The sequence below is a fragment of the Chryseobacterium echinoideorum genome, assembly GCF_007474535.1.
GTDB lineage: Bacteria > Bacteroidota > Bacteroidia > Flavobacteriales > Weeksellaceae > Chryseobacterium > Chryseobacterium echinoideorum.
This window is the reverse complement of sequence record NZ_VKNW01000011.1, coordinates 43,898-69,681: the sequence shown is the minus strand read 5'-3', so window position 1 is coordinate 69,681 and position 25,784 is coordinate 43,898. Positions and strand designations below refer to the sequence as shown.

25 protein-coding genes are annotated in these 25,784 nt (G+C 34.5%); 11 read left to right on the top strand and 14 right to left on the bottom strand.

Annotation, left to right across the window (positions count from 1 at the left end):
* Nucleotides 1-57: 57 nt before the first annotated feature.
* The 6 genes from FOL89_RS14305 (at nt 58) to FOL89_RS14280 (ending at nt 4,610) form a co-directional block, all read left to right on the top strand.
* Nucleotides 58-945 (top strand): DUF2589 domain-containing protein, encoded by an 888-nt coding sequence (locus FOL89_RS14305; RefSeq protein WP_228444927.1) that lies wholly within the window; start codon nt 58-60, stop codon nt 943-945.
* A gap of 18 nt (nt 946-963) precedes the next feature.
* Nucleotides 964-1,662 carry a hypothetical protein gene (locus tag FOL89_RS14300; protein WP_144283480.1) on the top strand — a complete coding sequence of 233 codons (699 nt, stop codon included), beginning with the start codon at nt 964-966 and terminating at the stop codon, nt 1,660-1,662.
* The gene (locus FOL89_RS14295; RefSeq protein ID WP_144283479.1) at nt 1,662-2,240 is read left to right on the top strand and encodes a hypothetical protein; all 579 of its coding nucleotides are present in this window, start codon (nt 1,662-1,664) and stop codon (nt 2,238-2,240) included. The genes FOL89_RS14300 and FOL89_RS14295 overlap by 1 nt, the downstream gene beginning before the upstream one ends.
* A gap of 13 nt (nt 2,241-2,253) precedes the next feature.
* Complete coding sequence (locus tag FOL89_RS14290; RefSeq protein WP_144283478.1) at nt 2,254-3,510, top strand: S8 family peptidase; 1,257 nt, start codon at nt 2,254-2,256, stop codon at nt 3,508-3,510.
* 2 nt (nt 3,511-3,512) lie between these two features.
* On the top strand, nt 3,513-3,716 hold the full coding sequence (locus FOL89_RS14285) for a hypothetical protein (protein WP_144283477.1): 204 nt from the start codon (nt 3,513-3,515) through the stop codon (nt 3,714-3,716).
* 66 nt (nt 3,717-3,782) lie between these two features.
* A complete protein-coding gene (locus FOL89_RS14280; protein ID WP_144283476.1) occupies nt 3,783-4,610 on the top strand; it encodes an endonuclease/exonuclease/phosphatase family protein in 828 nt (275 codons plus the stop codon).
* A gap of 5 nt (nt 4,611-4,615) precedes the next feature.
* On the opposite strand, the gene FOL89_RS14275 is transcribed toward FOL89_RS14280, so the two are convergent.
* Both FOL89_RS14275 and FOL89_RS14270 read right to left on the bottom strand, forming a co-directional pair.
* Nucleotides 4,616-5,302 (bottom strand): response regulator transcription factor, encoded by a 687-nt coding sequence (locus FOL89_RS14275; protein ID WP_144283475.1) that lies wholly within the window; start codon nt 5,300-5,302, stop codon nt 4,616-4,618.
* Nucleotides 5,292-6,533 (bottom strand): sensor histidine kinase, encoded by a 1,242-nt coding sequence (locus FOL89_RS14270; RefSeq protein ID WP_185146988.1) that lies wholly within the window; start codon nt 6,531-6,533, stop codon nt 5,292-5,294. Before FOL89_RS14270 ends, FOL89_RS14275 begins: the two co-directional genes overlap by 11 nt.
* A gap of 224 nt (nt 6,534-6,757) precedes the next feature.
* On the opposite strand from FOL89_RS14270, the gene FOL89_RS14265 reads away from it, so the two are divergent.
* Complete coding sequence (locus FOL89_RS14265; protein WP_144283473.1) at nt 6,758-9,130, top strand: outer membrane beta-barrel family protein; 2,373 nt, start codon at nt 6,758-6,760, stop codon at nt 9,128-9,130.
* Between the two features lie 31 nt (nt 9,131-9,161).
* On the opposite strand, the gene FOL89_RS14260 is transcribed toward FOL89_RS14265, so the two are convergent.
* The 5 genes from FOL89_RS14260 to clpB form a co-directional block, all read right to left on the bottom strand.
* Complete coding sequence (locus FOL89_RS14260) at nt 9,162-9,803, bottom strand: response regulator transcription factor (RefSeq protein ID WP_144283472.1); 642 nt, start codon at nt 9,801-9,803, stop codon at nt 9,162-9,164.
* On the bottom strand, nt 9,800-10,582 hold the full coding sequence (locus FOL89_RS14255) for a sensor histidine kinase (protein WP_144283471.1): 783 nt from the start codon (nt 10,580-10,582) through the stop codon (nt 9,800-9,802). The genes FOL89_RS14260 and FOL89_RS14255 overlap by 4 nt, the downstream gene beginning before the upstream one ends.
* A complete protein-coding gene (locus FOL89_RS14250; RefSeq protein WP_144283470.1) occupies nt 10,558-11,211 on the bottom strand; it encodes a hypothetical protein in 654 nt (217 codons plus the stop codon). The genes FOL89_RS14255 and FOL89_RS14250 overlap by 25 nt, the downstream gene beginning before the upstream one ends.
* Nucleotides 11,211-11,699 carry a hypothetical protein gene (locus tag FOL89_RS14245; protein ID WP_144283469.1) on the bottom strand — a complete coding sequence of 163 codons (489 nt, stop codon included), beginning with the start codon at nt 11,697-11,699 and terminating at the stop codon, nt 11,211-11,213. The genes FOL89_RS14250 and FOL89_RS14245 overlap by 1 nt, the downstream gene beginning before the upstream one ends.
* A gap of 166 nt (nt 11,700-11,865) precedes the next feature.
* Nucleotides 11,866-14,460: an ATP-dependent chaperone ClpB gene (gene clpB / locus FOL89_RS14240; RefSeq protein ID WP_144283468.1), complete on the bottom strand. Its 2,595-nt coding sequence runs from the start codon at nt 14,458-14,460 to the stop codon at nt 11,866-11,868.
* 441 nt (nt 14,461-14,901) lie between these two features.
* Here clpB and FOL89_RS14235 point away from each other — a divergent pair, with 441 nt between their 5' ends.
* Both FOL89_RS14235 and FOL89_RS14230 read left to right on the top strand, forming a co-directional pair.
* Complete coding sequence (locus tag FOL89_RS14235; RefSeq protein ID WP_144283467.1) at nt 14,902-15,477, top strand: TetR/AcrR family transcriptional regulator; 576 nt, start codon at nt 14,902-14,904, stop codon at nt 15,475-15,477.
* A gap of 87 nt (nt 15,478-15,564) precedes the next feature.
* Nucleotides 15,565-16,584 carry an LLM class flavin-dependent oxidoreductase gene (locus tag FOL89_RS14230; RefSeq protein ID WP_144283466.1) on the top strand — a complete coding sequence of 340 codons (1,020 nt, stop codon included), beginning with the start codon at nt 15,565-15,567 and terminating at the stop codon, nt 16,582-16,584.
* A gap of 39 nt (nt 16,585-16,623) precedes the next feature.
* Here FOL89_RS14230 and FOL89_RS14225 read toward each other — a convergent pair whose 3' ends face one another.
* The 4 genes from FOL89_RS14225 to FOL89_RS17600 form a co-directional block, all read right to left on the bottom strand.
* Complete coding sequence (locus FOL89_RS14225) at nt 16,624-17,073, bottom strand: PH domain-containing protein (protein ID WP_144283465.1); 450 nt, start codon at nt 17,071-17,073, stop codon at nt 16,624-16,626.
* Between the two features lie 89 nt (nt 17,074-17,162).
* A complete protein-coding gene (locus FOL89_RS14220; RefSeq protein WP_144283464.1) occupies nt 17,163-20,201 on the bottom strand; it encodes an SbcC/MukB-like Walker B domain-containing protein in 3,039 nt (1,012 codons plus the stop codon).
* Nucleotides 20,202-20,246: 45 nt separating this feature from the next.
* The gene (locus FOL89_RS14215) at nt 20,247-21,458 is read right to left on the bottom strand and encodes a metallophosphoesterase family protein (protein WP_144283463.1); all 1,212 of its coding nucleotides are present in this window, start codon (nt 21,456-21,458) and stop codon (nt 20,247-20,249) included.
* Nucleotides 21,455-21,604 carry a hypothetical protein gene (locus FOL89_RS17600; protein WP_185146987.1) on the bottom strand — a complete coding sequence of 50 codons (150 nt, stop codon included), beginning with the start codon at nt 21,602-21,604 and terminating at the stop codon, nt 21,455-21,457. Before FOL89_RS17600 ends, FOL89_RS14215 begins: the two co-directional genes overlap by 4 nt.
* Nucleotides 21,605-21,940: 336 nt before the next feature.
* Here FOL89_RS17600 and FOL89_RS14210 point away from each other — a divergent pair, with 336 nt between their 5' ends.
* Nucleotides 21,941-22,189: a VF530 family protein gene (locus FOL89_RS14210; protein ID WP_144283548.1), complete on the top strand. Its 249-nt coding sequence runs from the start codon at nt 21,941-21,943 to the stop codon at nt 22,187-22,189.
* Between the two features lie 87 nt (nt 22,190-22,276).
* Nucleotides 22,277-22,777, top strand: coding sequence for an FKBP-type peptidyl-prolyl cis-trans isomerase (locus FOL89_RS14205; protein ID WP_144283462.1), 501 nt, complete (start codon nt 22,277-22,279; stop codon nt 22,775-22,777).
* 125 nt (nt 22,778-22,902) lie between these two features.
* On the opposite strand, the gene FOL89_RS14200 is transcribed toward FOL89_RS14205, so the two are convergent.
* The 3 genes from FOL89_RS14200 to folE form a co-directional block, all read right to left on the bottom strand.
* On the bottom strand, nt 22,903-23,280 hold the full coding sequence (locus FOL89_RS14200; RefSeq protein WP_144283461.1) for a YchJ family protein: 378 nt from the start codon (nt 23,278-23,280) through the stop codon (nt 22,903-22,905).
* A gap of 113 nt (nt 23,281-23,393) precedes the next feature.
* Complete coding sequence (gene cysS / locus FOL89_RS14195; protein WP_144283460.1) at nt 23,394-24,860, bottom strand: cysteine--tRNA ligase; 1,467 nt, start codon at nt 24,858-24,860, stop codon at nt 23,394-23,396.
* Between the two features lie 188 nt (nt 24,861-25,048).
* Entirely contained in the window at nt 25,049-25,717 is a 669-nt protein-coding gene (gene folE / locus FOL89_RS14190) for a GTP cyclohydrolase I FolE (RefSeq protein WP_144283459.1), read from the bottom strand.
* Nucleotides 25,718-25,784 lie beyond the last annotated feature (67 nt).

Below are 25,784 nucleotides of genomic sequence, written 5' to 3'. Positions count from 1 at the left end.
TGTTTTAGTGAGATACATTTGTATTACAAATTAGTATTAACCAAAAACAAAATTAAAATGGAAACATTGAAATCGGTGTTGGAAACCAGCCACACCAAAAAAACAAAAGCCGAATTGATTGATCTTTTATCAGGAGTACAGAAAATACTTTCTCCCAATGTCTATGATAAAATTTCAGGAGTAGAAATCTCCGAGCTGAAAGATCTTTCAACAAAAGAAATTCTCGCAATCATAGATCAGTTCAGGTCAGCTTACGATGAAAAATGGGAAAAATCTCTAGCCGGCACATCATCCGAAGTCTTAAAAATGATTTCTATGAGAATGGAAGCAGATGACGAAATTTTCAGAACTTCCGATGCTTCTAATGCAGATTTTGCAGCTGAACTTGGAAGTATTGATTTTGCGACCGTTATCGGAGGTCCGCTAGATGCTTGTGTAAAAGCACAATCCAATGCTTCGATCTCAACAGTGAGTTTTATCAATGAAGTTGGTTTTGAATCTACCAACCCTGCAGATCCTGCAAGTCCTAAAAAACTGAGAATGGCAGATTTTAAATACAAAAAAAATGTGCCTAATCCTGATTTTGATGACACAAAACCTGAAAGTAATTCAAACCCGAAAACAATTCAGCAGGATGTAGAACTTTCGGTTCCGTTTATTGCGTTATTGAATGTTCCGTGTTTCAGAATAGAATCTTGCGAGGTAGATTTTAATGTTAAACTCAACTCTACATACACCAAAAATGTAAGCAGTGACTTTGGCATCAATGCAGGTGCTTCCGGAGGGTGGGGTCCTGTAAAATTCAGTGTGAATGTTTCTTACAAGCGTTCTTCAAGCACAGGAATTAAAGTAGAAAAAGAGTATTCTTTGGGAGTAAAAGTACGTGCAACCAATGATGAAATGCCTGCAGGATTAGAAAAAGTTTTAGGCTTGCTCGCTCAGTAAATTCTAAATTTTATGACTATGATAAAATTATCAGATTACCTGGATTATCTCAACAATGAGATAATTCAGGCTCGTAAAAGAGCAGACGAGAATGCTATTACTATTGCAAAAGAATATGCCCAACATGAATATCTGAAATATTTTACCGCACCAAGATATGCTTTACCCAGTGTGAAAATGGAAATTCCTCTAAAAATCACTGATATTGATGCTGATGAAAAGTATAACTTTAAAATGAATGAAGATCAGCTGATTGGTGAAGTAAATGAGAGAATACGCCTTGTGAACATAGAGAAAAAGCTGAATATTACAGAGATTTCAAAAAAACAGATCCAGAGCGAAGAGTTTAAGTCCCTGTTTAAAAAACTGGAATCAAATGATCAGAAATATGGCAAACTTCCTGGCACAGAGATGGTAAAATTAGATTTAAGATCTAAAATAAAAACGCTGAATACAGGGATATTCCGACCACAGGATGGCACAACAGATGCTGAAACAGACGAGCTGAAAGAAATTTTCTCAAATGTGTTACTGAATAAATATAAGCTCGTAAATTCTAAACTGAACAACATCTACATTGATCCCAACACCAATTCTGCGGAAGATAAAGACAAATTATTTATCAACCTGCAGGTTTCGATGGAAGCGGAAGGAATCCGCATTGTTTCTTATAAAGATAAAGACGGTAAAGAAGTAGAACAGATAACCTTCGAGTAATGCAGGAATTGGTACACCACACTACGCAGACTTTGGAGTTTCATCTGGATCAGCTCAATAAAGTTCAGGAAGTTTATCTGGCTAAATCTTTTGATTTTGACAGCCAGTTTGATGCTTTTCTTCATGAATTGCTTGATTATTTTAAAACCAAAGGAAATACGACTTACAAATCTGAAGTTTTGAAAATAATGGGCATGCTTGAAACCGTAAAGCGTGGCTTTAATCCGGTAAAACTAGAAAGCATCAACTCCGGAAAGCGGAATCTATTGTACGGTTTTTCTTTTAACGGAATTGAAATTATTCATGGATTTCTTATTGAACTGCTCGCTAAAGAACAGAAAAAGCTGGATGAATCGGAAGAATTACTTTCAGGATTGATGATTTCTCTTTATCAGAACAATATTCTGGATGATGCTAAAACTAAAGAGCTGAATTCTGTCACGAAAATAGGACAATTCTGGGAACAGTTGCTTTCACAGAACACATCCATTGCAGGAATCAATAAAAAACTCAGAATGAATCTTTTACCAGAAGACATTTATCTTATTATTGAAAAAATATTAACCAAGATCACATAAAAATAAATCAGCCATGGAAAATGAAAGATACATCGTCCTTCTAAAAGATCAGGCGAAAAGCTCCATCAAAAAAGTGGAAAAAGAACTGGAAGTGAGCATTACCTCATCAGAATTTCTGTCGAAAGACAACCGTTCTTATGAAGTAATAGATCAGGACAACGGAGTTTTATACAAAAACCTTGGGGTGATGGTGGTAGAAAATATGGATGAAGAGCAACTGAAAAAAGCGGTCAAAAACGATTCTAACCCGATCATATATTTCGAAAAAGAAAGAGATTTTTTTCCGGCAGATGAAATGAAAATTATTGCTGAACTCAAAAAAAAAACAGCTGATCTTTCGGATAAAATCATTGAGCTTGAAAATTTTATTAACAATAAACCAATTCCTCCAAAAAACTTAATTGAACTTGAATGGGGACTGAAGGCAATAGGAATCAACAGAACATCCTTCACAGGAAAAGGAGTTGACATCTGCATTTTAGATACTGGTTTAGAAATAGCTCATCCCGATTTTTCAACAAGAAGCATTGAAGGAAAATCTTTCATCGAAGGCGAAGACTGGAGTGCCGATCCAAACGGTCACGGTACTCATTGCGCAGGAATTGCAGCAGGAAACCTACGATCTGACACCGGAAAACGCTACGGAATTGCCAAAGACTGTAATCTGAAAATTGCCAAAGTACTTTCAAACCAGGGAAAAGGTACAACAAGCAGTGTGATTGATGCCATTGACTGGGCAATTACCAAAAAATTCAGAATATTATCTCTTTCTCTTGCTGCTCCGGTAGGAATTAACGAAAAACCATCTGTTCTTTTTGAAACCGTGGGAAAAAGGGCTTTAGAAAACAACTGTCTCATTATTGCTGCGGCTGGAAATGACAGCAGCAGACCTTCCCTGCCAAAACCGGTTTCTGCACCAGCAAATTCGCCTTCTATCATGGCGGTTGCTGCCATCGACGGTCAGATGAATATTGCAAGATTTTCCAATGGAGGAATCAATCCTTTGGAAGGGGGAAACATTGATGTTTGTGCTCCGGGAGTGGATATTTTCAGCAGTTACCCCAAAAATTTAAAAAATAAAAATTATTATGCTCCGTTAAGCGGAACCAGCATGGCAACACCTCATGTTTCCGGACTTGCTGCATTATTTATTGAACAATATCCGGAAAAAGCAGCGAAAGAAATTTGGAAACTGATAGAAACCCATGCGAAACCTATTGAAGGCCTGAAATATAGAGATATAGGAAGTGGATTAATTCAAATTGTATAATCATGAAAATATATCTCGCTGTTTTAAAAAGTGATGCAGATCCGGAGAAATTCAGAAAATTTTTAAATCTGAAAAATATAAAAATTCTTGACTATTATACCACTTTAAAAATCTTTAAAATACAGAGTGATAAAAATTTAAGTCTGAAAGATTTTAAAAAATTTTGCGAAAGTATTGAAGAAGATCAGGAAAATTTAACGATTTAATTACACCAATAAGGTTTCTCTCTCGCTCATAAACTTTATTTTTGTTTAAATATTAAATTAATCCCAATGAATTTTAAGTTAACAGCGCTACTTTTATTTATTTTTTCGTTCAGTTTTTCACAAGATCTGAAAGTTATGTCTTATAACATCAGGCTTAATCTGGATTCTGACAAAGAAAACTCATGGACGAATCGTAAGAAAGAAGCAATTGAACTTCTCAGCTATTATCACCCCGATTATTTTGGCGTACAGGAAGCACTTCCAGAGCAGATGAAAGATATAAAAAACGGATTAAAAAACTATGATTATGTGGGCGTTGGAAGAGATGACGGAAAAGAAAAAGGCGAATTTTCTGCGTTGTTCTATGACAAGCTTAAACTTCAGGTGATGAAATCGGGAACATTCTGGCTTTCTGAAACCCCTGAAAAACCCTCTAAAGGTTGGGATGCTGCATACAACAGAATATGTACTTACGCGATCTTTAAAGATAAACAGTCATCCAGAGAGTTTCTGGCAATGAATATTCATTTCGATCATGTTGGCAATGTTGCGAGAGTAAATTCGGCCGATTTAATTTTAAAGAAAATAAAAGAACTTAATCCTAAAAATCTGCCTTTGATTTTAAGCGGAGATTTTAATTTGACCGAAGAAACCGAACCCATACAGATTTTATCAAAGAATCTTTACGATACATTTTATAATTCTGAAAAGCCACATTACGGTCCTGTAGGAACTTTTACTGGTTTCAATATTAATGAGATTCCACAAAACAGAATTGATTATATTTTTGTGAAAGGTTTCAAGATAAAATCTCACAGGCACATCAATGACCGTAGAGAAAATCTCCTTTATCCTTCAGATCACTTTCCTGTTTTGGTTGATCTGCAGTTTTAGCCAGATTAGTTTTCCGGAAAATCAATTTCAAATCCGATTCCTCTCAGGGATTGGATTTTTATTTCGGGATCATGATGAAAATATTTGCGGAGACGACTTATAAAAACATCAAGGCTTCTTCCTGTAAAGTAATCGTTGGTTTCCCATAGATTATCAAGAATGTCGTTCCGTTTTATGGTTTTGTGATTGAATTTTATAAGATAAAGCAAAAGTTCATTTTCACGAATGGTCAATCTTATTTTTTCTTTCGGATGAGAAAGCAGAAGTTTTTCTGTATCTAAAATATAAGCACCTATTTTATACTGTGTAACTGCCTCAAAATTTAATGTTCTTTTTAAAATATTGTTAATTCTCAGAATCAGCTCTTCAGGATCGCAAGGTTTTGAAATATAATCATCAGCACCGATTTTCAACCCGGTTAAGCGGTCAATCTTCTGGTTTTTGGCGGTTAAAAACAGGAGTGGAAAATCAGGCTTTTCTTTTAAAATCATTTTAGCCAAAGAAAAACCGTCAATATTCGGCATCATAATGTCTAAAATTCCAATATGGAAATTAAAACCGGTCTGCAGAACAGCGGCAACATCTTCAGGATTCTGAAACCACGACACTTCAAAATCTTCCAGCTCAAGATATTGCTTTAAAATCATCCCGAAGTCTGAATCGTCTTCAGCCAATAAAATTTTAATCTTCATAAGGAATCGAAATTTTAAAAGTTGTACCTGCTTTTATGATGCTTGTAACTTCTGTTTTTCCGTTATATCTTTGAATAATTTGCTTCACAAAAAATAAACCCAAACCCAAACCTTTACTGTTGTGAATATTATTTGACTGTATTCTGTAGAATTTTTCGAAAATATTTTTCAGCTCTTTTTGTTCGATTCCGATTCCATTGTCTGAAATATTTATTTCAAGCTTATTCTGGATCGTTTTTAAATCAATTTTAATTTTTGAAGCTCCATATTTCACACTGTTTTCACAAAGATTCTTAATGATCGTTTCCATCAGTTTTTTATCGAAAGGAAGATCTTTTGCAATAGAATTATTTAAACTAAACTCAGATTTAGGATAAGTAAATGCTAGATCCTGAATGAAAAAATCCCAATCTTGTGGGTAAATAATTGAAATCTCTTCATCAGGTTCTTCGGTGTGAAGTTGCATCATTAAATCTTCCAGTCTCGAAATTTGTCTATCTATTAAAGGAAAAACATCTCTGTTATATTCTTTTTTTAATGTTTTTGAGGCGATTTTAAGAGTTGCAATCGGAGTTTTAAATTCGTGAGAAATATTATCGACAACAGCATGCAGAATCTCAACCTGTTTTTGTTGTCTGATTAAATTTTTGATTGTAGAAATATATAAAAGTAAAACACTTAAAAGCAAAGCGACACAACATAAAATAATTAAAGTTAATTCCTTAAAAATGATATAATTGATATTCAGAATTTCAAAATCGGTTCTGCTTTTAACAAGAAAAGAGTCATTTTTTTCAGGTTTTTTTTCTTTATCTGAAGTAGAAATTGATGAGGTTTCCCACTTTCCTGTATTCGAAATTCCTGGTTGAATAACTTTATTTTTGGTTTCGTATAGAACGATGGGTTTATCAATCAGGTTTGTACTGTCCGGAATATACACAATTGATAAATAAAGAATTCTGACTGCCACTTTATAACCTTCTTCTTCAAAATTTTTATCAATATAATCGCTTAGTTGTTTTTCTGAATAATTTCTGTTTTCGTCAAAATAACTTAGAAATTGTTTTTTGCTGATTTCTTTATTGTTGAATCTTATCAGCTCTTTTTTTACGGCATCATCACCAAGATTGCTTGCTCCTCCCAAATCCTCTAGATTATCTGTATAATCTGTTATTCTTTTGTGAACATCGCTATAGATTTCCCGCTTTTTTACCTGATATGTTTTATACATAAAAAACACTTGAATACCCAACAAAAGAAGGAATAAACCGGCAAAAAGCAATGCAAGATTTTTACTTTTAGAAATCATTGAAGCAAATATATACATTTCGTGTCTTTGCTTTTGTCATTAACCTCGCATTAACCTTTCATTAACCGAAATTCTCGACTGCAATAAAGAATTTTGTACCACTACAACATCAAACACAATTGAATTAATCTTTAAAAATTACTGAAATGTACAAATATCTTTTATTCCTTTTTTTTCCCGTGATCATTTTTTCACAGTCTCACAAAATATCGGGAACCGTTTTTAATACAGAAAAAGAAAAGCTTGATTCTGTAAAAATTGAACTTTATAACTCCGAAAATATTGTAATGAAAAGCATATTTACAGATGCGGAAGGAAATTTTTCTTTTGAAAATCTTGCACAAAAATCATTCAGGCTAAAAATAAATGACGAAAGGTACCTCTCTTTCGAAAAATTAATTTTCCCTGAAAACAATGACAACATCTTGAATATCATTTTAAAGAACAGTATGAAAGAAATTGAAGGGGTAACATTGATCAAGAAAAAGCCTTTAGTCAAAAGAAAAGTCGACCGGTTGGAATTCAATGTGGAAAATTCAAATATTTCATCACTCAATGCATGGGAAATCCTCAAAAAAACTCCACAGGTTACCATTAATAATGATGTTTTGTCAGTGAAAGGAGGAACTTCAGTTTTAGTGACCATTAATGATAAAAAGATAATGATGACCGGAGAAGAGCTTAAAAATTTTCTTGAAAACACTCAGGGGGATTATGTGAAATCTGTAGAAGTCATCACCAATCCGCCAGCCAAATATGACGCTGAAGGAGGTGCCGTTTTAAATATTGTGATGAAAAAAAATAAAATCGAAGGCTATCGTGGAATTTTGTCTTCAAAATACGTTCAAACTCAGTATGCAAAAGGTGTTGCAGGGCTTTCTCAATATTATAAAAAAGATAAACTTTCGGTGATGGCAAGCTATTTTCGGGGAACGGGAACTTACTACCGGGAAGAAACCGGATATGTGAATTATCCTGAAGATGGTACAACTTGGATCAATACCATGAACCGAAAAGATCAGGCAAAAAGTCAGAACACCTTACATTTCAATATAGAATATGAGATAGACAGTCTGACAATGGCAAGTTTCAATTATTCGGGATATTTTAATCCAAAATCTTTTGGAACTTACTATGTCCCCACTTTAATCTACAATTCTCAAAATGTTGCTGAATCCAACTATACTACAATCAATGACCATTACTCACGAAAGATAAATAATTCGGTTAGTTTTCAGGTTGACAGAAAACTCAATAAAAAGAGCAGTATTTCCTGGATCAATTATTTTACGGGAAATAATTCAACGAAATATCAGAATGTTCTTACCTATCTGAATTTTGCCAATCAGAATTCCAGAGAAACCAACTTCATGACAGATAATAAAAATGATGTTCAGTTCTACTCCACACAATTTGATTATCAGTGGAAAAATGACAAATTGGAATTGGAATCGGGGACGAAATACAGTTTTGTGAAAACAGACAGCAAGCTTGATTTTTCTGATAATGAAAACGGAGGATTTCAGTACAGACCTGAAAAAAGCAGTTTGTTTGATTATAAAGAACACAATTTTGCTGTTTACACTTCATTGGCTTATCATATCGGAAAATGGAATTTCAAAGGTGGGCTACGTGCTGAAATGACCGATCTGGAAGGTGTCGTTTCAGAACCTTATGAGATGAATAAAAATAACTACTGGAGCTTGTTTCCTACATTTTATGCACAATATACAACAGAGAATAAACATGAATTTGGGTTTTCTTATGGGAAAAGAATCAGCAGACCGTCTTATTCCTGGTTGAATCCCGCAAAATCATACTATAATTTATTCTCCTATTATCAGGGTGACCCAAAATTGAAAGCGACCATTATTCATAATGTAAATCTTACTTATTCATTCAAAAACTGGAATGTCGATTTTTATTACCGCAAAGAGTTGTTTCCTTCCATGGAAATTTCTTTTCAGCAACATGAAAATAATAACCTTATTTATTATTATACCAATATTGACAAAGGAGAAGCTTTCGGAATGAGTCTTTATAAAAACTTTGAAATAAAACCTTGGTGGAACATAGTTGTTTCTGAAAATCTGGAACACAATGAAAATTACTTCAGGGGAATTGACGGAGCTCTCAACAGAAATCAGGTCTGGAATTGGGTTTCGAGTATATCCGCAAGTTTTACTTTAGATAAAAATTCAGACTGGAAAATGGAAGTTGGTCACGATTATTATTCTCCGGCAATCCAGGGAACGTTCAGAATTTCCAGCTCATGGTCTGGTTACTTTGCGATGAACAGAAAGTTTTTCAACAAAAAATTAGAAGCTGCATTTATTTTTAATGATATTTTTAAATCTACCCAACAAAAAATAAGCACAAAATATGGTAATCAGGACAATTATTTTTTAGATTATCAGGATACTCAGGGCTTTACATTTTCCCTGAAATACAACTTCGGAAATCAATCTGTAAAAAATACCAAAACCATAAAAAAAGCTGATGAGCAGAATAGATTATAAGGGTACATCAACTTATATTCAAGATAGTTTTTCAGGATTCAGCAAAACCATTTTTTAAAGCAAAAACAGCCAGACCGACTCTTGTCTTAAGCCCCAGTTTATCACAGAGCTGGTCACGGTAGCTTTCTACGGTTCTTGGGCTACAGAACATTTTTTCGGCAATTTCCTTATAGCTGAGTTCGGTTGCAGTGTAAGAAAGAAACTCTTTTTCTCTGTCGGAAATTTTCACTTCTTTACCATTTTTTTCGCCATTGAGAGTTGAAAAAATAATTTTCGATGCCCATTCGGGATAAAAAGAACCTTCAGATGAAAGCTTTGACAATGCATGTTCCAAATCTTTGGGATGTGTATTTTTGAGCATATACCCTTTTGCTCCATATTTAATCATTCTGATTACACTTTGGTCATCGCCCTGCATACTTAGAGCCATCACCTTAATATCTGGATGATTTTTACGAAGCCACTGAGCCGTTTCAAATCCATCCATAACCGGCATACTGATGTCCAAAAGTATGATATCCGGTTTTTCTTCTGAATTCTGAATTTTTTCAATAAGTGCTTTTCCATTTTCTGCAACGTCTTTCACGGTAAAACCTGAAAAATTATTAATGATATTCTCAAGAGCTTTAGCTATCAGTAAATGGTCATCAACGATTATAATTGTTTTCTTCATGGTTTTATCTGTTTTATTTCAACAAAAGTTCCTTCATTTTCTCTACTTCTAAGTGTAAATTCGGCTCCGATAATAGATGCCCGGTTTCTCATATTGGTGAGACCTATTCCGTTGGAAAGGGTATTCTGGGTATCAAATCCTATCCCATCATCCCTAATTGTGAGTTGCCATAAATTTTCATCAGTTATGTATAATTTAATAAAAATATTGCTGCATTGAGCATGCTTGATACTGTTTTGTATAAATTCCTGAGTAATTCTTAACAAAACATTTTTGTGAACAAAGTCTAAATGTAAATGATCAATATTGCTTTCAAAATGAATGGTACATTTCTGTAGTGAATTGGCATTGTTGACTTCTTCCTGAATAAGAGTTTGAATTTCTTTCTGTGTGATATTATCATCTGTAAGTGTTTTAGAAAGACTCCTCAAATCCTGAAGCGACTGATTGAGAATCTGTGAGACCTGATCAATGCGCTCACTTTCTTCCGGTGCTTTGTTTTCATAAAGAAGCTGCTGTGTATAAAGACTTGCCAATACAAGCTTCTGACCAATGTTATCATGGAGCTCTCTTCCAATCTGCTGCATGGTTGCCTTTTGTATTTCAACCTGCGTGGCAAGAAGCTCTTTTTGGTGAATTTCATTTTTAATTTGAATTTCAGTAAGATATTCTGCTTTTCTTTGCTTGTATTTTTTTATATATACCATTACGGCAACAATAAAGAATACAAAGAAAATGTTGAATAAAATAATCGTTAAGAATAATTCTGTTTCCCCCATATAAAAGAACTTGCAAACATAAAGTACATAATAATCGCCGAAGTCTGGAAATATAATGTATATATATTCCAAATTTGCTTGTGCTCGAAGATTTGAAGATAAAACGTCCAATACGGAAGCGTTCCTATATAAAACAAAGTTACCCCGAGATTGGTATAAAACATCGGATTCTTAGCAAATTCCAAAATACGATCCGAGTTAACCTGTTTATAATATTCCAAAACCACCAAAAACATAAGCAATACGCTTCCAAATGTATAATTGAAAGAGAAAATATATTTATTTTTTAAAAAATAAAGTTCATTGGGGATATAGGCTAATAAAAAAACAGCTGTAAAAATCCAAAATAACACTTCTTTCTTTAAAGAAACATATGCGTATAGCCAAAAGAAAAATATAAATTCTAATGGTATTACAAAATAATTAAAAAACAAATTGATCGGAAACGGACTGTATTTAACACCAAATTTCCCAAACATTTCACAGCAAAAAATAAACACCAGATATCCTGCAAAATAGCTGTATAGATTTTTATTTCTTTTTATGAAAGTCATAAGAACAGCAACCAATGCTGCCAAACCTTCTGAAATAATCATAACATTCTGCAGCAACAATTGTATGTCCTTCATTAATATGACTCTACAATTGAATTTCCGGGAGGTATAAGCGCTCCATGATTTTGGGCAACCGCTCTACCAGAAACTTCCAGAGTTACAGCCAACGCATGACAACTATCTTCGTAAGGATTAAAATCATAATTAAGATCATCTTTCTTTTTTGTAGGAACCATGATAAGAGTATGTCTTCTCGCATAGTCGGCAGGTATAGGCTCTTGTGGCTCTTCAGGGTAAGCTGCATAATAAAAACGTATTCCCAAATCTTCGGTTTTTACTTCCGGGTCAATATCATACGCCTCTTTCTCAATATCCGCAATAAACTTTTTCAGTGTTACCATATCAAACCAAATCGCATTAGCATCGTCTATTCCCATACATTCATTAATCGCCATAAGCTGATTATTACGGTAATTATCTACCTGACTTTGTATTACTTCCGTTGGGATAACATTAGGCTCTCCAAGTCCTTTCTTTACGTTTGTTTCAGTGTTGTTTTCCATATTATTTTGTTTTAAAAATGCTAATGCAAATTAGTAAAAAAATAGGATATATTACTTTTTTATCACATGAAAATTCCTTGATTTTATAGTACTTCAATACAAAAATAAGTGCCGCAGATTCTTCTACAGCACTTATCATAAAATAATATATATGAAAAAAAACTACTTATTTTTCCACCGGTCTGAAAACCAAACCTGTTTCTTCGAAATAATCCAAAGTGATTCTGTCACCGTCATTCACGGTTCCTGCGAGGATCTCTCTCGATAATTTATTCAAAACTTCCTGCTGAATGACTCTTTTCAAAGGTCTCGCTCCGAAAACCGGGTCGTAACCTTTATTGGTAAGATAATCCAAAGCGTCTTGTGTTGCAGTCATAATGATATTCCTTTTTGCAAGCATATCATTGAAACCTCTTAACTGATACTGAACGATTTTTCCGATTTCTTTCCTTCTCAAAGGTTGGAACAATACGGTTTCATCAATCCTGTTCAGGAACTCCGGACGAAGCGTCTGCTTCAGTAAATCGAAAACCTCAATTTTGGTTTTATCAACAATTTCGTCTTGATTTTCCTCGGTGATATTCTCAAAATTTTCCTGAATGATATGCGAACCGAGATTCGAAGTCATAATGATAATCGAGTTTTTGAAATTCACAACTCTACCTTTATTATCCGTTAAACGTCCGTCATCCAAAACCTGTAATAATGTGTTGAAAACATCCGGATGCGCTTTTTCAATTTCATCTAAAAGCACGACTGAATATGGTCTTCTTCTCACGGCTTCCGTCAATTGTCCGCCTTCATCATATCCAACGTATCCCGGAGGCGCACCAACCAATCTTGAAACAGAATGACGCTCCTGATATTCACTCATATCGATTCTAGTCATATTGTTTTCATCATCGAATAAATACTCAGCCAAAGCCTTTGCCAGCTCCGTTTTACCAACTCCGGTTGTTCCCAAGAATAAGAAACTTCCGATTGGTTTTTTCTCATCGCTCAAGCCCGCTCTGTTTCTTCTGATGGCGTTGGCAACCGCTTCTATAGCTTCTTCCTGACCAACAACTCTGTGGTGAAGTTCAGTCTCAAGATGCAATAATTTTTCTCTTTCAGACTGAAGGAGTTTTGTAACAGGAATTCCCGTCCATTTTGCAATGACTTCAGAGATGTTTTCTGATGTTACTTCTTCCTTGATCAATTCATTCTGATAGTTTTGCATTTCCAGTTCGAGTTTTTGCAAAGCATCTTCTTTCTCTTTTATTTTCCCGTACTGGATTTCAGCTACTTTCGCGTAATCTCCTGCTCTTGAAGCTCTTTCTGCTTCGAGTTTCAAAGATTCTATATCTTTTTTAATCTGGGTCAAATCCTCAGATTTTTGTTTTTCTTTCAGCCATTTAGCATTGATTTCATTTCTTTGTTCAGAAATTTTCGAAATATCTTCTTTTAAATGGTCGATTTTCGTTTGATGTCCTTCTCTTGAAATGGCAGCCAATTCAATTTCCATCTGCATCAGTTTTCTGTCGAGAACGTCCAGTTCTTCAGGTTTTGAATTGATTTCCATTCTCAATTTCGCCGAAGCTTCATCAATCAGATCAATCGCTTTGTCCGGTAAAAATCGGTCTGAAATATATCGTTGGGACATTTCTACCGCCGCAATAATAGCTTCGTCTTTGATTCTTACTTTGTGGTGCGCTTCATATTTATCTTTAATTCCACGCAAAATCGAAATCGCCGATTCAGTATCCGGTTCTTCCACCATTACTTTCTGAAAACGTCTTTCTAGTGCTTTATCTTTTTCGAAATATTTTTGATATTCATTCAAAGTTGTCGCACCGATGGCTCTTAATTCTCCTCTTGCCAAAGCTGGTTTTAATATATTCGCAGCATCCATAGCGCCTTCACCACCTCCGGCTCCGACCAAAGTGTGAATTTCGTCGATGAAAAGGATAATTTGCCCATCTGATTTGATGACTTCATTCACAACAGATTTTAATCTTTCCTCAAATTCACCTTTGTATTTTGCACCGGCGATCAAAGCTCCCATATCTAATGAGTACAAGGTTTTGTCCTGCAGATTTTCCGGAACGTCACCGTTGATAATTCTGTGAGCAATTCCTTCTGCAATCGCAGTTTTACCAACACCTGGCTCACCAATCAAGATCGGATTATTCTTCGTTCTTCTGGAAAGAATCTGTAAAACTCTTCGGATTTCTTCATCACGACCGATTACCGGATCAAGTTTCCCTTCGGCAGCAAGCTCGTTGAAGTTTTTAGCATATTTATTTAGGGATTGATAAGTTTCCTCGGAACTTGCAGAAGTCGCTTTCGACCCTTTTCTTAATTCCTTGATTCCACCTTCCAAAAGACTTTTGGTTACGCCCATATCTTTCAACATTTTCGAAACTTCTGAATTGGTCTCCAAAAGTGAAAGCCAAAGATGTTCGATGGTCACATATTCATCGCCCATTTTTTTTGCGATGTTCGGCGCGTCCAGCAATACTTTGTTGGCTGATTGTGAAAGATAAATGTTCCCTCCCTGTACTTTAGGAAGTCTTTCAAGATTTTCACGGTTGCGCTCTCTTACCAAAGTAGCATCAGCTTCAGATTTTTTGAGTAAGAAAGGCGAAATATTTTCATCCACCTGGAAAATTCCTTCCAGTAAATGTTGAGGCTCAATCTGTTGGTTACCAAATTCCATCGCTGCTTGTTGTGCAGCCTGAATGGCTTCCTGTGATTTTACGGTATATTGGTTTAAATTCATATTGTTTATAATTGATGTTTAACTAATGACAAATGATTTTTTTAATATGCATCAAATTCTATTCAATTCTGACTGTTGAAAAGATGATATTTGTTTTAAAAAAACATTAAGAAAATAATTCAGTCTTAGTTTATACGTTGTCTTCTTCATCTTCTTAATGCTTATCAATCATTTAATTCTAAATCACTGATCGCAAAAAGCATTCTTTTATTGAATTTTTAAAAATTACGGACAAAATTTCCGAACATCATAATCAAAATTAAATATTCTAAGACAAAATTTCCGAAATTGGTTTTAAAATTTATATCTACTAAATAAGTGTCCTCACCTTTGATGCATTTGATTTGATCTCTATTCGTTAAATTAAAATTTCAATGAACAAAAATCAAGTTTAAAAAGAAATGTATTTAGCTTAAGAATATATATTTTTGCAAGGAAATCATGGAATTAAAAGAAAAACAGATCAAAATACTCGAAGTTGCCGTAGAACTTTTTAAGGAAAAGGGCTACGTTGGAAGTTCAATGAGAGATTTGGCAACCAAACTGAATATTAAAGCTGCTTCACTGTATGCACACATCCGCTCAAAGGAAGAAATTCTGGAATGGATATGTTTTGGTGTTGCTCATGATTTTTTCAAGAAGCTAAAAGAAGTAAAAAACACCGAGGTTTCCGCACACGAAAAGCTTAATCTTTTTATTGACAACCATCTTTCTATTGTTTTAAAAAATCGAGATGTAACCCACATTTACTCTAACGAATGGAAACATCTTGAAGAAAGACTCCCTGAGTTTGTTTCGCTCAGAAAAAATTATCAGCAGGAAGTAGAGCAACTGATTTCGGACATCTACACAGCCGAAAAATGGGAACTGAGGTCTCCGGCTTTTACCACCAGATTTATTCTTCATACGTTAAACAATTCTTATTTCTGGTTTAAAAGAAATACCGAAAGCACCTCGGAAATCACCGATGAAATCAGAGATAAAATCCTTTATGGACTTTTGGGAAATCAAAAGTAGTTGTTTAAAGAGCAATTCGTTCTTATCATTCATCAATGTTTTTGAATTTTCATTCATCTAAATTTGTGTTATCTAAAAATCAATAATATGGAATTAGGAATAGGAATGTTTGGCGACTTAGCTTTCGACCAGACTACCGGAAAATATAAAGATGCAGGAACCAAAATCCGTGAAATCATTGAACAGGTAAAACTAATGGATGAAGTAGGAATTGATGTTTTTGCCATGGGAGAACATCACCGTCCTGATTACGCCGTCTCATCACCGGAAATGGTTTTAGCGGCAGCTGCAAGTGTTACCAAAAACATTAAATTGGCAAGCGGCGTTACAGTTTTGAGCTCGTCCGAACCAGTAAAAGTATATGAAGATTTTGCAACATTAGATTTAATTTCAGATGGCCGAGCAGAAATTTATGTAGGTAGAGGAAGCTTCATTGAGTCGTTTCCTTTGTATGGATATTCTCTGAACGATTACGAGCAGCTTTTTGATGAAAAGCTGGAACTTTTATTAAAAATAAATTCAGAAGAAAATGTTTCATGGTCCGGGGAACTTCGGGCTCCGATGCAGAATCAGACCGTTTATCCGAGAGCAAAAAACAATGGAAAACTTCCGATCTGGAGAGCCGTTGGCGGAACACCGCAATCTGTTTTGAGTGCTGCCCAACTGGGAATGCCTTTGGTGGTTGCAATTATTGGCGGAATGCCGATTCAGTTTAAGAATTTAATTGAATTTTATAAACAAGAATACCTTAAAGCTGGTCATCCCGAATCTGAAATGCAGATTGCCATTCACTCTCATACCTTTGTAAGTGATGATAAGAAAGTCATTGACGGATACTTCTACAATTATAAATCACAGATGGACAGAATCGGAAAGTCAAGAGGCTGGACTCCTTATACCAAACCGCAGTATGAAAGTGGCAGAAGCGAAGATGGTGCGCTATTTATCGGAAGTCCGAATGAAGTGGCTGACAAAATTAATTATGTGAAAGATCTCTTTGGGATTACAAGATTTATCGGTCACATGGACGTAGGTGCGCCGGAAGATGATGTGATGAGAAAATCTATCGAATTGTTTGGAGAAAAAATAGCTCCATTAGTTAAATAAATTAATCCGCTGAAATTTAGTTTTCAGCGGATATTATTTTTAAAAATCCGAAATAAATTTTGCTCTATACTCATTCAGCAGATCAGCAAGTTTTTTTGCAGACATTCCGTAAGTGTCGGGAAAGGCTCCTGTTTTCGATTTCATATTAACAGATTCCAGAAGCTTTTGGTCAAGATCAAAAACCACCATTGTATTAATGAAAATACTTTTGGTTCTAAAACCGCTTACAGCCTGCCACGGTATAAAGGTCACCCTGAATAAATTTTTCATCTCTATTCCTCTTTCATCAATTTTCAAGTAGGCAGAATTAGGAATCAGGTTAATGATGAAAATTAACAAGCAGATCCCGAAGAAAACAATGTTCAGAATTCCGATCAGCATATTTTTTTCCAGCAGTGAAATCCCTAAACCAACAAACCCTGCACTTATTACTGTAAGAATAATAGTTTTTATTTTTGATGGTTTTAGAATAAGAGGTAAATTTTGCATAATAATTTTTAATATTCAAAAATAGGAAAGTATATCAACAATGTACAAAATAAACCTTCAAGGTTTGAAATCTTGAAGGTTTTTATGCTCTAATTGAACTCTATCAAACTTCCACGTTGTTCATCTTTTGTAATATTGAGCGATACCGGAATCTTTTCTTTGAGTTCTTCAACGTGAGAAATAATCCCCACAATTCTGTTTTCTTTTTGAAGATTCATCAACGTTTCAAAAACAATATTTACAGACTCCACATCCTGAGTTCCGAAACCTTCGTCAATGAAGAAGAATTTTTTTTCTGCTTTTGCATTGCTCTGTACACTTTCTGCCAAAGCTAAAGCCAGGCTTAAAGAAACCTGAAACGCCTGACCGCCGGAAAGCGTTTTTACACTTCGGCTTCGTCCTTCGTTCAGATAATCAATAATCTCAAAATCATTATTACCATTCAACTGTAGACTTAGTTGATTTCTTGTCATTCGATGAAAACGTACATTGGCATGATCGCACAGCTGACGAAGATAAATTGAAGAGACATATTGTACAAAACCTGCTCCTTTAAATAAATTGGTCATCGTTTTCAGATTTTCGGCACGCTTTTGCAGCCGGGAAAAATCTTTCAGAAGATTTTCTTTTCTCTTGAATTCTTTTTCCAGCCTTTCGATTTCAGAAGTAATTTTTACCACAGAATTGTTAGCCAATTTCAACTCGTTTTCCAGATTTGTAAAACGAGATTCGACAGCCGCAAATTCTTCCTTATTAAATGAAAAATCTTTCAGCTTGTTTTCTAATTCAAGAATACTGTTTTTTACTGTTTCAAACTGAATTCTGAATTGCTGAATCTCACTTCTTTTTTCATGAATGTTCATTTGCTGTGCAAGAATAGCTTCAATATCGCTTAGTCTGTGGAAATTATTATCATCTAAAGATTTCGTTAAAACATTTTTATTCTCAAAAACTTCTTTTTCAAGTTCCACAATTCGTTTTTCTATCTGACTTACAATTGTTTTTTGCTCGGCTAATTTGGGTGAAATTTCTTTCTCTTCTTTAATTAACTGACTGTAAATCTGTTCAGTTTCAAGATTTGATTTTGCGAGTTTAGTGTACATTTCTTCTACCTCAACAATGTTCTTTTCTTTATAGCTAATCCATTGCAACGCTTTTAAATTGGTTTCATTTGTCTTGATTTGCTCTTCCTTTTTTGCCTCATCAAGCCTGAATTTTTCCAAAGCTTTATTGTAACTGTCAAGATTTTGCCTTTCTTTATCCAGATTTTTTTGCTCTAAAGAAATTTGCTGATTCAGTTCATCTATTTTTTTTTCAATAGTGAAAGAATGTTGTCTTTTTTGCTCAAAATCATTTTGATTTTCTGGGTTAAACTCTTTCCAGCTGAAGTTTTTTAAATGCTCATCAATATTATTTTGAATCTGCTTTAAACTTTCTTTTTCTGATTTCAACTGCTCTTCAAAAATCTTTTTACGGTCAAGAATTTTTTCAATCTCCAAAGATTTTTTCTGAATATTTTCTTTCTGAATTTCAACCTGCTCAATCTGCTTCTGAATTTCATTTAATTCTGAATTTACATCATCAAAATGCACAATATTCGGATGTTCCAAAGCACCACAAAGCGGACAAGACTCTCCGTCGTGCAATTCATTGGCAAAATGAGCCAGTTTCTGCTGAACATCAAGATGATTCTTTTTTTCAGATAGCGATTTTTTCTGATTTTCTAAAACTTCAATCTGATTCTTAAAATCATTTTTAAATGTTTCAGGATTAATTTCAAAAGGCTTTAATTCACCGGAGATCTTTTCGATTTCAAGTTTTTTTAAACGAATTTTCTCTGATTGAATATCCAAAATTTCCTTTAATCTCTTATTTTCTGAAAACCAGTTTCCTACGTTCAGCAGTAAAGTAGAATCTAATTTTTTTAGTTTTAAAAGCTCTGCATTTTTTGAAAGTTCTTCAATCTTATTTTGAATTAATTTTTGGTTGGCTTCAACTTCTTTTACTTTTTCCGAGCCTTTTGTTGTTCGCTCTTTTAAAGTTGTAATTTCCTCAGAAAATTTCAGCATCTGAAGAATCAGACTCAAATCATTTTCCTGTATTTTAGACTGATTCAAAGCTTCATATTGAGGCTGAATAGCAGAAAGTTTATTTCTTATCATTTGAAAATGAAGCTCAGTTTTTTGCAGAATTTCAGACTGGAAACTTTTACTCGTCTGCTGCTCCGAAATTTCTTTCGCTAATTTATTTCTTTCGGAAAGCAAAGGCGTAAAGATCCTGAAAACCTTATCATAAATTTCAGTTTTAGCTTCCAGAACATCAAACTCAGCTTTTCTTTGTTTTAGTTTTTCAAAATCTGATTTTTTCTGACTTAAAAGCTCAAAGTCATCCTTTAAGGTTTTCAGTTTAACATATTTTTCTTCTGTCTCTCTGAAAATTTTCTGTATTTCTTCAAATTTTTGCCGTTCGTTTTTTAAATATTCTTTCTGAGCGGAAATCTGCTCTTCATTCACTTCTTCAAAACCTTTAAGCTGACCTTCCAACTGATCAAGCTCAGATCTATTCTTAGTATTTAAAATAGAAACATTGTTCTGAAGATCAAAACGCTGAAGATTAAAGATTTCCTTCATCATATTGGTACGATCTGTAGCACCCAATTCCAAAAACTCTTTAAACTGACCTTGCGGAATAATGATGGTTCGTTTAAAATTCGCATAACTCAAACCAATAATTTGCTCAGCATTTGAATGCTCCAACGGAATCCAAGTCTCATTTTTCCACTCGTAAAAATTTACCGTTGGAGTTTTTACGTCTTCAAAATTTTTGGAATTACGTCTGAATTCTCTCGCAGCACGATATTTTTTGTTTTCATAATTCAAAAAATCAAACTCAATGTAGGATTTGTTTGATTTAAGATTCATCATATTGTAAGCACGTTTGTCTCGGGAATTCAGACGTTCAGTTTCACCGTACAAAACAAATGAAATTGCCTCCAGTATTGAGGATTTTCCTGAACCAACCGAACCGAAAATTCCGAACAAACCGGCTTCTGTCAGATTTTCAAAATTTATTTTCTGACGTTTCTGGTATGAATAAAGACCTTCTATTGTGAGTTGAATTGGAATCATAAGAGAAATATTTCAATTTGAACCATTGAGTAGAGCTAAGAATGATTAAGATTTTTCGGAAGCAATTTCATTAAACAAATTAATGAGTTCTTCATTTGCTTCCTGTCCGTTATTTTTTGATTTAAAATAATCTCTAAATAAGGTTTGTATGTCCTGACTGAGATTAATTTCACTCAGTTTATTTTCATCAAATTGCTGGTTTTTCACTTTGGGAATTAGATAAATAATTCCGTTGTGTGCCTGATAAATCTGTTTTCTTTCTTCAGCTTTTAAAAAAGTTTGGCTTTCTAAAGTAATTTCTACCAAAGAATTTGGGTTTTCCTGCAGCCATTCTACTGTTTTTTGTACACAGTCAAATGTTTTCCTTTCCAGAATTCTCCCATTCTTAAGAGCAATTTTATCAAATGAAACCTGTTTATTGGGTTCTGCCTCAATGATCGAAATATATTTGATCTGCCCTGCCTCGCTAAAACTATAACAAAGAGGTGACGAAGAATAAACAACTGGTTTTTCATCTGTTCCGATATTATGAAAACGGTGCAGATGTCCCAATGCCGTATATTGAATCTGTGACGGAATACTATCGGAAAAAACAAGATCTGCATTTCCTATTTTGATGGGTTTTTCACCTTCCGGCTCTTCTAAAATCGGACTCCCTTTTTTATTCATGTACAAATGTGTCACCAAAAGGTTGACGCCTTTTTCGTCACAGTATTCATCAGCAGTATCTCTCCAGTGCTTTGCTAAAGCAGCATTCAGTTCGGTTTCTTTATTTTCTCCGAAATATTCTTTCAGGCGGATTTCATTGGCAAAAGGCGTGTGAAGAATTCTTACAGGAAATGGGTGATTTTCAAGTTCCAGTTCAATAAATCCTTCCACAGATTTTGAAATTTTAAAATGCTCCATCTCAAAAGGACGAACTGTTGCTTTCGGATGACCAATTAGAATAATTCCGCATTCCCGGGCAAGAGGATCGGGTGCATCAATTAGATTTGGAGAATCATGGTTTCCTGAAATAGCAATGACGGGACGTTTCCCATTTAAAGACAAACGCTTTAAAGTTTTATAGAAAAGCTCAACCGCTTCAACACCCGGATTGAAATTATCAAACAGATCTCCGGCTATCAAAACCAGATCAACATTCTCTTCATCAGCAATCTGAACAATCTCATCCATTACCAGAATCTGCTCTTCCAGTCTTGAAAAACGGTCAAGGCGTTTGCCTAAATGCCAATCGGCAGTATGGAGGATTTTCATAAATTATTGGTTTCTCTTTCTTTAAAATCTTCCCGGATTTTCTTTAAACGGGATTTTCTTTTCTGTTCTGCTTCCTGAATTTTGCGTTTTTTATTGTCTATTTTCTTTTTGTGTAGTTTTCTGTTGGCATCGGTATTTCTGCTCATTTCAACTTAAAATTGGTATTGCTAAATTAATCTATTCTGAATAGAAAACTTATTAATTGATAAGAGCTTAGTTAAAATCTACTGTTTTATATTCGAAATTACGATGACATTATCATGAAACCTGATGTTAATCTTAAATTTAAACGCAAAGTTTTTAACGCAAATAGTAAGAATGCAAGGCAAATAAAATTTGCTTCGCAGAGCTTGAAAATACAGGAGCTTTTAATTTAAAGCAAAACTGTTTATTCCTTCTTGCGTTTTGCTTTTTTGAACAACTTATTAAAGTAAAAGAGATGTTAGATTTCACAAAAAATGAATTCTTATCTTTACATCATTATGGAACAGCAATCTAAAGATCCGCTTCACGGAAAAAGACTTGACGCCATTCTGGAAGAGTTGGTAGAATACTATCATGGTTTTGAGAAATTAGGGGAGCAAATCAATATTAAATGTTTTACCGATAATCCGAGTATAAGCTCATCATTAAAATTCTTGCGAAAAACACCGTGGGCAAGAACGAAAGTTGAAAGTTTGTATTTATATGTTTTAAGACAAAAGAAAAGAGACGAGAAGAGGCAAGATTGATTTAGGTGACCTCATTCCGGCAATCATTTTAAAAAGATTATATTTGCAGGGTTAATCGTGATCAATTTTCACGTAAAAAAGAAAAATATGACAATTGAAAACAATCATGTGGTAGCTGTAAAGTATATTCTTCACACTATCGAAGAAGACGGAAGCAAGGTTTTGGTAGAAGAAACTACAGCAGAAAATCCACTTACATTTTTATATGGCGTAGGAATGATGATTCCTAAATTTGAGCAGAATATTCTTGGTCTTAAAGCGGGTGATAAAGCAGATTTCACCATTCAGCCTGAAGAAGCATACGGACAAAAGCAGGAAGATGCGATTGCACAGCTTCCGATTGATATGTTTCAGGAAAGCGGGATTCCACCAGTAGGAGCTATTTTGCCTTTGTCTGACAATCAGGGAAATAATTTTCAGGCATTTGTAGTAGAAGTGACCCCTGAAGTTGTGATAGCAGATTTGAACCATCCAATGGCAGGGAAAGTTTTGGACTTTCAGGTTGAAGTATTAAATACAAGACCTGCAACTGAAGAAGAGTTGTCTCATGGTCACGCTCATGGAATTGACGGAAACGAAGGTCATTAACAGCCTTCTAAATAATATAAAAATGTCCGACAGAAATGTTGGACATTTTCATTGATATTAATCTATCGAAAGAAAATATCAAAAAAAACTCTTTAGTATAACAAAGAATGTATCTCGGTTTTATTTTACTCTAAAAACTCACCGTTCACATAAAACCATCGCTTCTGAATCATTTTAAATGAAGACAACTCATGATGAATTTGTTTTTGGCCCTTTTCATCTGTATAATAGGCTTTGAACTCTACTTTATTTATGGATGGTTTATTTACGATTTCCAACTTTGTCCATTCATTGATTTCACCCCATTCCTGCAAATCTTCGATACTATGAAACTGCCTTTTACTTGGTGCAGTAGTTTCCATTAAATATTTACCATTCGGAATAGCAAATGCAGAAAATCTTGACCGCATCAAAGCTTCTGCTGTCGGAGCGTTCTTTTCTCTTGTATGATATGGTTGGCAGCAATTTTCGTAGGTTTTACCAGAGCAGCACGGGCAATTCATTGTAGATATTTTAAATGCAAAAATCGTTAAAAGTATTTTTTTTTGAAATCGTCATAGCTATAAATTAAATCCCGATACTAGTTGTATCGGGATTATTCAAATTTTTGCGAGTTTTAATTTACGACATAAGTAGTTCCGTCTCTGCCGTCTTTTAACTCAATACCTTCTGCAAGAAGCTTATCGCGAATCTGATCAGAAAGCTCGAAATTTTTTGATTTTCTTGCCTGATTTCTCAACTCAATCAAAACTTTCAAAGTCTGATCCAGTTTTTCATTATTGTTTTCTTCAATCCTCTGAAGCCCCAAAACATCAAAAACCAAAGCATTTAAAGTAGACTTCAGCTCCTCTAAATCTTTCGTTGAAATGATTTCTTTACCATCATTTAAAGCAAAAATATATTTTACGGCTTCAAATAAATGCGCAATCAAAACAGGAGAATTGAAATCGTCCGTTAATGCTTCATATGCTTTATTTTTCCACTCTTCAAGACTAAAACAGGATTGTTTTTCGTCATTTGGATTGATATTGTTCAGAATTTTAATGGCTTCCATCAATCTCGTGAATCCTTTTTCACTTGCGATCATCGCATCATTTGAAATATCTAAAACACTTCTGTAATGTGCCTGCAAAAAGCAAAAACGGACTATCGAAGGATGGAAAGGTTTTTCGAAGAAATCATTTTCTCCTGTCACCAACTGCATCGGCAAAATATAATTTCCGGTTGATTTACTCATACGCTGAGAATTCATCGTCAACATATTGGCGTGCATCCAGTAATTTACAGGAGAGGCATCATTGCAGGCTTTTCCCTGTGCAATTTCACATTCGTGGTGAGGGAATTTAAGATCCATTCCGCCTCCGTGAATATCGAAAGTTTCTCCCAAATATTTTGTACTCATTGCAGTACATTCCAGATGCCATCCCGGAAAACCTTCTCCCCAAGGCGAATTCCATCTCATGATGTGTGCCGGAGAAGCTTTTTTCCACAATGCGAAATCCTGCGGATTTTTCTTTTCGCCCTGTCCGTCCAAATCACGGGTATTGGCAAAAAGTTCTTCTATATTTCTTTTTGAAAGTTCACCGTAGTTTAAGCCTCTCCTATTGTACTCTAACACATCGAAATACACAGAGCCGTTGCTTTCGTAAGCGAATCCTCTTTCAATTAATTTTTGAGTAAGCTCGATCTGTTCTACGATATGACCGGTTGCAGTTGGTTCAATATTCGGAGGAAGCAAATTGAACATTTCTAACACTTTATGAAAATCCACTGTGTATTTCTGTACAATTTCCATCGGTTCCAGCTTTTCAAGACGGGTCTGTTTTACAAATCTGTCGTTATTTACGTCCCCATCGTCGGTAAGGTGACCTGCATCGGTAATATTTCTTACATAACGAACTTTATAGCCTAAGTGCATCAAGCTTCTGTAAATGAAATCGAAAGAAAGGAAAGTTCTTACATTTCCCAGATGGACATTGCTGTAGACCGTAGGTCCACAGACATACATTCCTATATTTCCTTCTAAAATCGGTTTGAATATTTCTTTTTCTCCCGCAAGCGAGTTGTATATTTTTAGTTGCATTGATTGTTAATTAAAAGATTTAATGATTATAAGATTCAAAAATTAGATATAACAAATTCTGTCACAACAAATAATTGTCGTGATGAAAATTTGATTTGAAACCTTTTTAAATTTTATCATTGTTTAAATTTACCACTTTCGGTTTAGTGAAGCTATATGATATTTTATAACTTGACAAATCATTTATCCTAATAATCCAGTTTTGCATGGCTTCCTACATAATGCAGGAATTCCTGCCTTGTAATTGGGTTGGTTCTGAAGATCCCGCTCAATTCAGCCGTGATGGTAGAACTTGCCGTATCTTTTATCCCTCTGCAATTGACGCAAAGATGCTTTGCATCAATAATGCAGGCAACATCTTTTGTTCCTAATGCCTGTTTTAAAGCATCTACAATCTGCATTGTCAGTCTTTCCTGAACCTGCGGTCTTTTGGCATAATAATCCACAATTCTGTTGATTTTGGAAAGTCCGATCACTTCACCATTCGAAATATAAGCAACATGCGCTCTTCCGATAATCGGTAAAAAATGATGCTCGCAAAATGAATATACGGTGATATCTTTTTCCACCAACATCTGTCGGTATTTGTATTTATTTGAAAATGTAGAAATTCCGGGTTTATTTTCAGGAAGAAGACCTCCGAAAATTTCATTCACATACATTTTTGCAACACGTTTTGGAGAATCTTTTAGAGAGTCATCAGTCATATCCAAACCCAAAGTCTGCATAATTTCTCCAAAAAGCTCAGTGATTTTTTCTATTTTTTCCTGCGGCGATTTCTCAAAAGCATCTTCACGAATCGGCGTATGTTCTTTTCCAGTGAAAATATCATCATCGTTATCGGTAAAATCAACCATTTTTATTTAATTTGCAACAAAAATACGGATTATATCTTTTTAAATAATTTCAATTTATACGAAAATA

Coding starts and splice junctions, on each gene's coding strand:
- FOL89_RS14250 (WP_144283470.1), bottom strand. CDS start 11,211: ATGAAGGACATACAATTGTTGCTGCAGAATGTTATGATTATTTCAGAA.
- FOL89_RS14295 (WP_144283479.1), top strand. CDS start 1,662: ATGCAGGAATTGGTACACCACACTACGCAGACTTTGGAGTTTCATCTG.
- FOL89_RS14235 (WP_144283467.1), top strand. CDS start 14,902: ATGGAATTAAAAGAAAAACAGATCAAAATACTCGAAGTTGCCGTAGAA.
- FOL89_RS14280 (WP_144283476.1), top strand. CDS start 3,783: ATGAATTTTAAGTTAACAGCGCTACTTTTATTTATTTTTTCGTTCAGT.
- folE (WP_144283459.1), bottom strand. CDS start 25,717: ATGGTTGATTTTACCGATAACGATGATGATATTTTCACTGGAAAAGAA.
- FOL89_RS14210 (WP_144283548.1), top strand. CDS start 21,941: ATGGAACAGCAATCTAAAGATCCGCTTCACGGAAAAAGACTTGACGCC.
- FOL89_RS14305 (WP_228444927.1), top strand. CDS start 58: ATGGAAACATTGAAATCGGTGTTGGAAACCAGCCACACCAAAAAAACA.
- FOL89_RS14270 (WP_185146988.1), bottom strand. CDS start 6,533: ATGTATAAAACATATCAGGTAAAAAAGCGGGAAATCTATAGCGATGTT.
- FOL89_RS14220 (WP_144283464.1), bottom strand. CDS start 20,201: ATGATTCCAATTCAACTCACAATAGAAGGTCTTTATTCATACCAGAAA.
- FOL89_RS14245 (WP_144283469.1), bottom strand. CDS start 11,699: ATGGAAAACAACACTGAAACAAACGTAAAGAAAGGACTTGGAGAGCCT.
- FOL89_RS14300 (WP_144283480.1), top strand. CDS start 964: ATGATAAAATTATCAGATTACCTGGATTATCTCAACAATGAGATAATT.
- FOL89_RS14225 (WP_144283465.1), bottom strand. CDS start 17,073: ATGCAAAATTTACCTCTTATTCTAAAACCATCAAAAATAAAAACTATT.
- FOL89_RS14260 (WP_144283472.1), bottom strand. CDS start 9,803: ATGAAGAAAACAATTATAATCGTTGATGACCATTTACTGATAGCTAAA.
- cysS (WP_144283460.1), bottom strand. CDS start 24,860: ATGCAACTAAAAATATACAACTCGCTTGCGGGAGAAAAAGAAATATTC.
- FOL89_RS14255 (WP_144283471.1), bottom strand. CDS start 10,582: ATGGGGGAAACAGAATTATTCTTAACGATTATTTTATTCAACATTTTC.
- FOL89_RS14275 (WP_144283475.1), bottom strand. CDS start 5,302: ATGAAGATTAAAATTTTATTGGCTGAAGACGATTCAGACTTCGGGATG.
- FOL89_RS14285 (WP_144283477.1), top strand. CDS start 3,513: ATGAAAATATATCTCGCTGTTTTAAAAAGTGATGCAGATCCGGAGAAA.
- FOL89_RS14230 (WP_144283466.1), top strand. CDS start 15,565: ATGGAATTAGGAATAGGAATGTTTGGCGACTTAGCTTTCGACCAGACT.
- FOL89_RS14265 (WP_144283473.1), top strand. CDS start 6,758: ATGTACAAATATCTTTTATTCCTTTTTTTTCCCGTGATCATTTTTTCA.
- FOL89_RS14205 (WP_144283462.1), top strand. CDS start 22,277: ATGACAATTGAAAACAATCATGTGGTAGCTGTAAAGTATATTCTTCAC.
- FOL89_RS17600 (WP_185146987.1), bottom strand. CDS start 21,604: ATGAGCAGAAATACCGATGCCAACAGAAAACTACACAAAAAGAAAATA.
- FOL89_RS14215 (WP_144283463.1), bottom strand. CDS start 21,458: ATGAAAATCCTCCATACTGCCGATTGGCATTTAGGCAAACGCCTTGAC.
- FOL89_RS14290 (WP_144283478.1), top strand. CDS start 2,254: ATGGAAAATGAAAGATACATCGTCCTTCTAAAAGATCAGGCGAAAAGC.
- FOL89_RS14200 (WP_144283461.1), bottom strand. CDS start 23,280: ATGAATTGCCCGTGCTGCTCTGGTAAAACCTACGAAAATTGCTGCCAA.
- clpB (WP_144283468.1), bottom strand. CDS start 14,460: ATGAATTTAAACCAATATACCGTAAAATCACAGGAAGCCATTCAGGCT.